The following is a 10,000-nucleotide window of genomic DNA, read 5'->3' as shown; positions in this document are numbered from 1 at the left end:
ACTGGTTTAGCGGCTGGAATGGATATTGATACGTTCGCTCCTCGCCTTTCGTTTTTCTGGGCGATTGGAATGAATCATTTTATGGAAATTGCAAAAATGCGCGCCGGTCGTATGCTTTGGGCAAAACTATTGAAGCAATTCAATCCAAAAGACGAAAAATCATTGGCTTTAAGAACGCATTGCCAAACTTCAGGTTGGAGTTTAACGGAGCAAGATCCTTTTAATAACGTGGCTCGAACTGCTGTTGAAGCAGCCGCAGCAGCCTTTGGAGGAACTCAATCGTTACACACGAATGCTTTGGACGAAGCAATTGCTTTACCAACCGATTTCTCAGCTCGAATTGCTCGTAATACCCAAATCTTTTTACAAGAAGAAACCAAAATTTGTAAAACAGTTGACCCTTGGGCAGGAAGTTATTACGTAGAAAGTTTAACAGCGGAAATTGCGGAGAAAGCTTGGGCATTAATTGAAGAAGTGGAAGAATTAGGCGGCATGACCAAAGCCATAGAAGCTGGAATTCCAAAACTAAGAATTGAAGAAGCTGCTGCGCGTAAACAAGCACGTATCGACAGTAGTCAAGATATTATTGTTGGGGTGAACAAATACCGTTTGGAAAAAGAAGATCCGCTACATATTTTGGATGTGGATAACCAAATGGTGCGCAAACAACAAATTGAACGTTTAGAACAAATCAAAGCGACTCGCAATAACGCTAAAGTTGCCGAATGTTTAGCAAAATTAACCGAAAGCGCTAAAAATGGTGGTGAAAATTTACTATCTTTAGCAGTAGAAGCAGCACGAAACAGAGCTACATTAGGCGAAATTAGTGATGCTTTAGAAGTAGTTTTCGGAAGATATAAAGCACAAATTAGAAGTTTTAGCGGCGTGTATAGTAAAGAAATTAAAAACGACGAAAGTTTTGAAAAAGCAAAACAATTAGCCGATGCTTTCGCGAAGAAAGAAGGACGTCGTCCTCGTATTATGATTGCGAAAATGGGACAAGACGGTCACGATCGTGGTGCGAAAGTAGTAGCAACAGGTTATGCCGACGTAGGTTTTGACGTAGACATTGGTCCGTTATTCCAAACGCCACAAGAAGCTGCGAAACAAGCGGTTGAAAACGACGTACACATTTTAGGCGTTTCTTCTTTAGCAGCGGGACACAAAACCTTAGTACCACAAGTTATCGAAGAACTAAAAAAATACGGAAGAGAAGATATTATGGTGATTGTTGGTGGTGTTATCCCAGCACAAGACTACCAATTCTTATTCGACGCCGGAGCAGTAGCCGTTTTTGGCCCTGGAACTAAAATTAGCGATGCCGCGATTACGATTTTAGAGGTTTTATTGGAAGAGTAGTTTAAACTCAATATAAAAACAAAAAACACCAGCAGCAATGTTGGTGTTTTTTTATGCCTAAAAATTTGTTAACAACTATAGAAACTATGCTTACAATTGTAAGCGGGTCAATTGTAAGCATAACAATAAATTTATAACCATGAATATTAAAGAAAAATTTGGACAAAAAGTTAAAACTCTTAGAGAAGAAAAAAACTTTTCAATAGAGCATTTAGCTAATATTTCCAATGTTGACAGAAACTACATTTCTGATATTGAAAAAGGCAAAAGAAATGTTTCCATAGAAATTATGGAGAAAATAATTTGTGCTTTAGAAAGTGATTTTACAATGTTTTTCAATGATAAAAATTTTAAGAAATGATGATGAAAGAGACAATATCAATAGATGAATTTGACGGAAAAAAATTTAAAATTCGTTTTGTAGAAGAAGACGATAATAGAAAAGCTGTATTAACTCATTACTTACATAATTATAGAAATGGAGTGAAATCTCATTTTGAGAAAGAAGCAAAAGAATTTTTAGATCAAATCGTTGAATATAAAAATCAAGAAGAAAATACATCGCTTGTTTCTGACGTAGCATTACAACAATTACTTTTTGAAGTTGAAGATGTGCCTTTTCCAACTCCTGAAAATTATACATTTAAATTTATTGATTTATTTGCTGGAATTGGTGGCTTTAGAATAGCCTTGCAAAATGTTGGAGGTAAATGTGTATACACTAGCGAATGGAATGATGCGGCAAAAATCACATATCAAGCTAACTTTGGAGAAGTACCATTCGGAGATATAACCAAAGATGTGACTAAAAACTATATTCCAAAAGAATTTGATATTTTGTGTGCTGGATTTCCTTGTCAAGCTTTTTCAATTGCAGGATATCAAAAAGGATTTCACGACACAAGAGGAACACTATTTTTTGATTTAGAAAAAATTATTGAAACTCGAAGACCTAAAGTTGTTTTCTTAGAAAATGTTAAGAATCTTGTTTCTCATGATAAAGGAAATACTTTCAAAATTATTCTTGAAATTTTAGAAGAAAAATTAGGCTACAAAGCATACACCAAGGTTCTAAATTCTGCAACTCATGCAAATGTCCCTCAAAATAGAGAAAGAATATTTATTGTTGCTTTTGACCCAAAACAGGTAAAAAATCATATAGATTTCAAGTTTCCTGAAGCTATTCCTTTGACAAGAACTATTCATGATATTTTGGAAAAGGGAAAACAAGCAGAGAATTTATACTATAATAAAGATCATCAATATTATCCTGAATTAATAAAAACGATGACTTCAAAAGATACAATATATCAATGGAGAAGGGTTTATGTTAGAGAAAACAAAAGTAATGTTTGTCCAACATTAACGGCAAATATGGGAGCAGGCGGTCATAATGTTCCTTTAGTTTTAGATGATTATGGAATCAGAAAACTAACACCGAAAGAATGTTTTGCTTTTCAAGGTTATCCTGTTGAAAAATATATCTTACCAAATATTGCAAATAGCAAATTGTATATGCAAGCCGGTAATTCTGTAACAACTCCTTTAATTGAGAGAATTAGTAAGGAAATATTAAAAGTTTTATAATCTATGAGTGTTTGGGAACAATATTCTGAAGAACAGAGAAAAGAATACATTCAATTCTTACAAGTTTATGGAGCATTGACTAATTTATTTCGTCAAAAACAAGGCGACATGATACCTTATCTTGATTCAAAGTTTCAAGAAACTGTTTTTGCCAAAATATTCAAAAGCCAAAATGTAGATATTGCGAACACTCCACATGATGTACTATCAGTTTTTGGAGAAAATAGAATTGGCATTGGGTTAAAAACTTGGATGGGAAGCAAACCATCATTTCAGAAAGTAATGCAACTAAAAAGTAATCAAAATGAAATAAATCAACATCGAAGAGATTTACATTCTTTAGCATATAAAATTTCTGAACTTAAGAACGAAAAAATGATAAGGGATTATAATCGTTTAGGATTATCAGAAGACAAAAACATATATCATTATGTAACAAGAGATGAAGGTCGTTTTATAATTAATGAATGCGCATATCCATTAATTAATCTTAACAAGCTACAGGATTTCAACCCTACTCCAACATCTTTTTCTTGGTCAGATGGATATAAAGATTATAAATACACTTTTGGTGACTCTCAGATATGGCAAAAATTCGATTCTCAAAAATACAATACACTATTACTTAAAAAATTTGATGTAAAAATTATTGAAGACCCATTTGCATTTTTATTAGAAGCATATTTTAAATTAATAGATTCTTCAAAAGAAATTGAACTTGATATAATTGAGGCTTATTTGCCATTATATTCATATCAAAGTAAAGAAGTTGAAGGAAAATCAGGATTGAACGCATGGAATGGAGCGCCAAAAAGTGGTAATACACCGAGACCTCTCAATGAAGTTTATTTACCAGTTCCTATAGAATTTCATAGAAAAAAACCAAATTTTTTCTGCAATGATATTTTAGACATTATCAAAAAAAGAAAAAATGAAGAAAGCGATAATCCAGAAGTTCGTTTTCACCTACAATTACCTAACGGCAAACGTATTCCCGCTTTGTTAACTGGTGACAATATGAAAAACTTTCAATCTGGAAGCAATACAGAATATGATGAAAACGGCAGAAGATATGGGCAATCCGCTCTAGGACAGTGGCTACTTGTAGACGTTTTAGGCTTAAAAGAGAGACAACCAGTAACCCTTGAATGGTTACAAAAAAAAGGCACAGATTCTGTTAGATTATGGCGTAAAAAAGATGATTATTCGACAATAAATATTGATTTTGCTCCAATTGGATCCTTTGAAGCATTTATGAACGATGAACCTATTTCTGCAGATGAGGATTAAAATTTAAACCCCATCCACCGCCATCACACCTTCCAAAAAATCAATACTTTTCACTTCTTCAAAAAAGTCGATTTCGGTTTCGTGAGGTAAAAAATCGGAGATGATGCGCACGATAAAATCTTGTGGTTTTTTCAAATATTTAAACGTGTAATCTTCCATATTTACAACCGTTTTTTCGGCTAAATCGGTTGTTCTTACAAACTTATCGGAAGTTAAAGAAGACAAACAAGGTAAATTTAGCTTTGGCTTTTCGGTGATGATGGGTTTTCCGTTTTCAAACAAGCCACCTTCGTAACCGTATAGCGAGGCATTGGTAATTTCGACAGGTTTTCCTAAATGCAAATAATCGGGTAAATGGGCTTCTTTTCCAACTACAGCAGCAAAACCCATTAACACACAAATATCGTGTGGTGGCAATTGCATCATCGCCTTAGCCGTACTTTCACGACCAATTCCAGAAACGATTACTTCGTACGTATGATTCAAATTGGGAATTCGAGCTAAAGCGTTTAGGACTTTTTCTCGCTCAATTTCCATCGGTGTTAATATGATTATCTTCAAAATCTCAGAATTAAATCACAAAATAAAGTAATTTGAAGAAATTAGAGCGTGTATATTTTTTATATTTTTGTTTCATGTCAAAACTACCTAGCATCACCAACAGTATTTTTTCCGTAATGTCGCAATTAGCGAATCAACACGGCGCTATTAATTTATCGCAAGGATTTCCCAATTTCCCAGAAGACGAACGTTTGTTGCAAATATCGGAACGTATTATTCGAGATAATATTCACCAATATACGCCAATGGCGGGTTTGCCTTCGTTATTGGAAAAAATTGCGAATCAAACCTTAAAACAATACGATAGAAAAGTCAATACAGCAAACGAAATGTTGATTACCGCTGGCGCTACACAAGGCGTTTTTACAGCGATTAATACGTTTGTTAATCAAGGTGATGAAGTATTGATTTTAGATCCAAGTTATGACAGTTACGAACCTTCGGTTTTAGTTGCAGGTGGAAAACCTGTTCGTGTTTCATTAAACGATGATTACACACCCAATTTCAACCAAATTGAAAGCGCAATTTCGACTAAAACGAAAATGATTGTCATCAACAATCCGCACAATCCTACGGGAAGAATTTGGACCGAACAAGATTTTGAAGCTTTAGAAACCATTTTAGAAAAACATCCTCAAATCCTAGTTTTGGGAGACGAAGTTTATGAATATATTACGTTTTCGCAACCGCATATTTCGTTTAATACACGTCCAAAATTAGTCGAAAGAACGATTATAGCTTCTTCTTTTGGAAAATCGTTACATGTAACGGGTTGGAAAGTTGGGTATTTAATTGCTCCTGAACATCTTATGTACGAAATGAAGAAAGTGCATCAGTTTTTGGTGTTTAGTGTGAATAGTTTTTCGCAACATGCTATTTCAGAATACTTGGATGTGGTTGATTTTAGTGAAGTTTCCAAAATGTACCAACGCAAACGCGATTTGTTTCAAAACCTAATTAAAGACAGTCGTTTTGAATTGATGCCTTGTGATGGAACCTATTTTCAAGTGGTGAATTACAACCAAATTTCGAATAAAAACGATGTGGATTTTGCTAAAGAATTAATCGTAAATCATGGTGTGGCTTCCATTCCAATTTCTGTTTTTTATAATGATAACACGGATAGACACATGCTACGTTTTTGTTTCGCTAAAACCGATGAAACTTTGATGGCAGCGGCTGAAAAACTAAATCAAATTTAAATCCTTCAAATTGGTTTCATTTTGAAGTTTTAAGTCATTTTAAAACAAAAAAACAAGCTAACATTCAGCCAAATAACACTTTAACCCATTGTTAACAAAATTGCCTTGAAAAAACCATAAATAATTGTATTTTTACGGCTTAAAATTTTCAATAATCAAATGGGTAAAATCATTGCAATTGCCAATCAAAAAGGTGGTGTAGGAAAAACAACTACATCTGTTAACTTAGCAGCTTCTCTTGGTGTTTTAGAAAAAAAAGTACTTTTAATCGATGCTGACCCACAAGCTAACGCGAGTTCGGGCTTAGGAATCGATGTAGAAAGTGTGGAAATTGGTTCGTACCAAGTTCTAGAGCATAGTGCTACTCCAGAGGAAGCAACCGTTTCTTGTTCGGCACCAAACGTTTCGGTGATTCCAGCTCATATTGACTTGGTAGCTATCGAAATTGAATTAGTTGACAAAGAAAATCGCGAGTACATGCTAAAAACAGCATTGGAAAGTGTAAAAGATAAATACGATTATATTTTAATCGATTGTGCGCCTTCATTAGGTTTATTAACTTTGAATGCTTTAACTGCAGCTGATAGTGTGGTTATTCCAATTCAGTGCGAATATTTTGCCTTAGAAGGTTTAGGAAAATTATTGAACACGATTAAAAGTGTCCAAAAAATCCACAATCCAAATTTAGATATTGAAGGATTATTGTTAACCATGTACGATTCTCGTTTACGTTTATCGAACCAAGTGGTAGAAGAAGTACAAAAACACTTTAACGACATGGTTTTTGAAACAATCATTCAAAGAAATATCAAATTGAGCGAAGCTCCAAGTTTTGGAGAAAGTATCATTAATTATGACGCTACAAGTAAAGGTGCGACTAATTATTTGAACTTAGCTGAAGAAATTATTAAGAAAAATCAATAATAAAGAAGATGACAAAAGCGGTTAAAAAACAAGCCTTAGGAAGAGGATTATCGGCTTTATTGAAAGATCCGGAGAACGATATTAAATCGGTTGAGGACAAAAACGCAGATAAAGTTGTAGGAAATATTATTGAATTAGATGTCGAATCGATTGAGATTAATCCGTTTCAACCTAGAACGAATTTCAACGAAGAAACGCTACAAGAATTAGCCAAATCGATTAAAGAATTAGGCGTAATTCAACCAATTACTGTTAGAAAATTAGATTTTAATAATTACCAATTAATTTCGGGAGAACGTCGTTTGCGTGCTTCTAAATTAATCGGATTAAAAACGATTCCGGCTTACATTCGTTTGGCTAATGATAATGAATCATTGGTTATGGCTTTGGTGGAAAACATCCAACGTCATGATTTAGATCCAATCGAGGTTGCCATTTCCTATCAAAGATTAATCGAAGAAATCAATTTAACTCAAGAAGAATTGAGTGAGCGCGTAGGTAAAAAACGTTCTACGATTACCAATTATTTACGTTTATTGAAATTAGATCCAATCATTCAAACAGGAATGCGTGACGGTTTTATTTCAATGGGACACGGAAGAGCGTTGATTAACATTGACAATCAAGATATTCAAAGCGATATTTACCATAAAGTCGTTACTCAGAATCTTTCGGTAAGAGAAACAGAGGCTTTGGTTAAAAATTATCAAGATAGTTTAAAACCAAAAACTGCTAAACCTGCAAAAGGTAACTCGTTTGACATCAACGAAGAAGAGAAAAAAGCGTTTGCTAACTATTTCGGAACAAAAGTAGATGTAAAAGTAGCAGGAAACGGAAAAGGAAAAATTACGATTCCTTTCCATTCTGAAGAAGACTTTAATCGCATTTTAAAATTAATAAACTCTTAGTGAGAAAGCTGCACTACATATTTATTTTGACTTGTCTTTTTCTAAGTTTTAAAGGAAGAGCGCAAGAGGAAATGACGTTGAAAACGCAAGATACAGTGAAAGCCGTTATTGATCCTAATCGTCCTGCTAGAGCGGCTTTTTATTCGGCTTTAGTTCCTGGACTTGGACAAGCTTACAACAAAAAATATTGGAAAGTTCCTATTGTTTATATTGGCTTAGGTGTTGGAATTTATTCTTACACTTGGAATCAAAAAAAATATCATGATTATAGAAACGAGTACAAAAGAAGATTAGACGGCACCTCAGATCCTGATCATCCAATTTATGGTGGATTAGATAATGATCGATTAATTCGTGCTCAAAAATTTCATCAAAGAAATAGAGATTTGTCTGCATTAATAACCGCTGGAATTTATATTTTAAATATCATTGATGCTAATATTGACGCACATTTAATGCAATTTAACGTTAATGATAATCTTTCGTTAAAACCTGATATGAATCAAAATCAAATTGATTACAAATTCAACTACGGAATGACATTAACCTATAGTTTTTAACAAAAAATTAGGTAACAATACAAGAAATCCAACAACTAACTACTATGAAAATCGCACTTTTAGGATACGGAAAAATGGGAAAAGTTATTGAAAGAATAGCTTTAGAACGAGGACATGACATCGTATTAAAGAAAGATCACGACAATACATTTGAAGGTTTACTAAATGCCGATGTTGCTATCGATTTTAGTGTTCCTGATAGTGCCGTAGGAAATATTTCAGAATGTTTAAATAATGGAATTCCCGTTATTTCAGGAACTACAGGTTGGTTAGCCGATTATCCGAAAATGGTTCAATTGTGTGAAGAAAAAAACGGAAGTTTCATTTATGCTTCTAATTTTAGTTTAGGTGTAAACGTGTTTTTTGAATTGAACGAATATTTAGCTAAAATGATGGCCAACTTGAAACAATACAAAGTTTCAATGGAAGAAATTCATCACACTCAAAAATTAGATGCACCAAGCGGAACAGCAATTACATTAGCCGAAGGAGTTATCAAACATACCAATTATGCCAATTGGACATTAGAAACTCCAATTAGTAATGACTCGAGCAATAGCGAACAGGCGAAGCAAATTCATATTGAAGCAAAACGTATTGAAAACGTACCTGGAACACACAGTATTTTTTATGACAGCGAAGTGGACCAAATCGAAATTAAGCACACGGCACACAGCAGAGAAGGTTTTGCTTTAGGAGCTGTAGTTGCAGCCGAGTGGTTAGTTGGAAAAAAAGGTGTTTTCACTATGAAAGATGTTTTGGGTTTAACCTCAAAATAAACAATTACACAATTTAACAAGTAAACGATATTAAAAATGGAAATATCAGGTTGGTTACTATTTATCTTATTAGTTCAAGTAATTCACGGAATTGGAACTTGGAAATTATACGTAAAAGCAAATAGAAAAGCATGGGAAGCATTTGTTCCTGTTTATAACGGAATTGTATTAATGCAAATCATCAACCGCCCGAAATGGTGGATTTTATTGCTTTTTATTCCCGTTATTAACTTGTTTTTATTTCCAATTATTTGGATTGAAACCCTAAGAACTTTTGGTAAAAAATCAACCTTAGACATGGTTTTAGGTGTAGTTACCTTAGGATTTTACATCGCTTATGTAAATTACACACAAGAAACAACTTATCATGCCAATCGTGATTTAAAAGCGCCAAACAAAACAATGGATACTTTAGGTTCGTTATCGTTTGCCGTTGTAGTTGCTACTTTAGTTCATACCTATTTTATTCAACCATATACGATCCCAACCTCTTCATTAGAAAAATCGTTATTGGTAGGCGACTTTTTATTCGTGAGTAAATTCCATTACGGAGCAAGAACTCCAATCACACCTATTGCTGCGCCAATGGTTCATGATACTTTACCAATTATTAAAACAAAATCCTATTTAGCAAAACCTTCATTACCTTATTTCCGTTTTCCTGCATTACAAAAAATTGAGCGTAATGATATTGTGGTGTTTAACTGGCCTGCAGATACTTTGTTTCACATGTACAAAGCAGCAGATAAAAGATATGATAAACCTATCGATAAAAAAACCAACTACGTAAAACGTTGTACGGCAATTCCTGGTGATAAAATAGAAATTAG

Annotated in this window: 11 protein-coding genes; 10 read left to right on the top strand and 1 reads right to left on the bottom strand. The window is 33.8% G+C overall.

The genetic code is table 11. The annotated features are described in order from the left end of the window. The 4 genes from LDL23_RS03515 to LDL23_RS03500 form a co-directional block, all read left to right on the top strand. A partial coding sequence (locus tag LDL23_RS03515) for a methylmalonyl-CoA mutase family protein (protein ID WP_291264475.1) occupies window positions 1-1,359 on the top strand: 1,359 nt, incomplete at its 5' end. Between the two features lie 139 nt (window positions 1,360-1,498). Next, on the top strand, window positions 1,499-1,720 hold the full coding sequence (locus tag LDL23_RS03510; RefSeq protein WP_231835056.1) for a helix-turn-helix transcriptional regulator: 222 nt from the start codon (window positions 1,499-1,501) through the stop codon (window positions 1,718-1,720). Further along, window positions 1,717-2,946, top strand: coding sequence for a DNA cytosine methyltransferase (locus LDL23_RS03505; protein WP_291264474.1), 1,230 nt, complete (start codon window positions 1,717-1,719; stop codon window positions 2,944-2,946). Before LDL23_RS03510 ends, LDL23_RS03505 begins: the two co-directional genes overlap by 4 nt. 3 nt (window positions 2,947-2,949) lie before the next feature. After that, window positions 2,950-4,236 (top strand): restriction endonuclease PLD domain-containing protein, encoded by a 1,287-nt coding sequence (locus LDL23_RS03500; RefSeq protein WP_291264473.1) that lies wholly within the window; start codon window positions 2,950-2,952, stop codon window positions 4,234-4,236. Window positions 4,237-4,239: 3 nt separating this feature from the next. Here the strand turns inward: LDL23_RS03500 and LDL23_RS03495 are convergent, their stop codons facing one another. Then, window positions 4,240-4,797, bottom strand: a complete 558-nt coding sequence (locus LDL23_RS03495; RefSeq protein ID WP_291264472.1) for a hypothetical protein — start codon at window positions 4,795-4,797, stop codon at window positions 4,240-4,242. Window positions 4,798-4,871: 74 nt separating this feature from the next. On the opposite strand from LDL23_RS03495, the gene LDL23_RS03490 reads away from it, so the two are divergent. The 6 genes from LDL23_RS03490 to lepB form a co-directional block, all read left to right on the top strand. After that, on the top strand, window positions 4,872-5,999 hold the full coding sequence (locus LDL23_RS03490; protein ID WP_291264471.1) for a methionine aminotransferase: 1,128 nt from the start codon (window positions 4,872-4,874) through the stop codon (window positions 5,997-5,999). A gap of 159 nt (window positions 6,000-6,158) precedes the next feature. Then, complete coding sequence (locus tag LDL23_RS03485) at window positions 6,159-6,923, top strand: AAA family ATPase (protein ID WP_291264470.1); 765 nt, start codon at window positions 6,159-6,161, stop codon at window positions 6,921-6,923. Window positions 6,924-6,931: 8 nt separating this feature from the next. Further along, window positions 6,932-7,831: a ParB/RepB/Spo0J family partition protein gene (locus LDL23_RS03480; protein WP_026724837.1), complete on the top strand. Its 900-nt coding sequence runs from the start codon at window positions 6,932-6,934 to the stop codon at window positions 7,829-7,831. Window positions 7,832-7,902: 71 nt separating this feature from the next. Beyond that, on the top strand, window positions 7,903-8,391 hold the full coding sequence (locus LDL23_RS03475; protein ID WP_291264476.1) for a DUF5683 domain-containing protein: 489 nt from the start codon (window positions 7,903-7,905) through the stop codon (window positions 8,389-8,391). A 44-nt stretch (window positions 8,392-8,435) separates the two neighbouring features. Further along, window positions 8,436-9,170, top strand: a complete 735-nt coding sequence (gene dapB, locus LDL23_RS03470) for a 4-hydroxy-tetrahydrodipicolinate reductase (protein ID WP_291264469.1) — start codon at window positions 8,436-8,438, stop codon at window positions 9,168-9,170. 36 nt (window positions 9,171-9,206) lie between these two features. Continuing rightward, window positions 9,207-10,000 (top strand): signal peptidase I (gene lepB, locus LDL23_RS03465; RefSeq protein ID WP_291264468.1); only part of this gene is annotated, 794 nt, incomplete at its 3' end.

The sequence above is a fragment of the Flavobacterium sp. genome (assembly GCF_020217025.1).
In the GTDB taxonomy this organism is placed as follows: Bacteria; Bacteroidota; Bacteroidia; order Flavobacteriales; family Flavobacteriaceae; genus Flavobacterium.
This window is presented reverse-complemented; position numbering and strand designations above follow the sequence as displayed.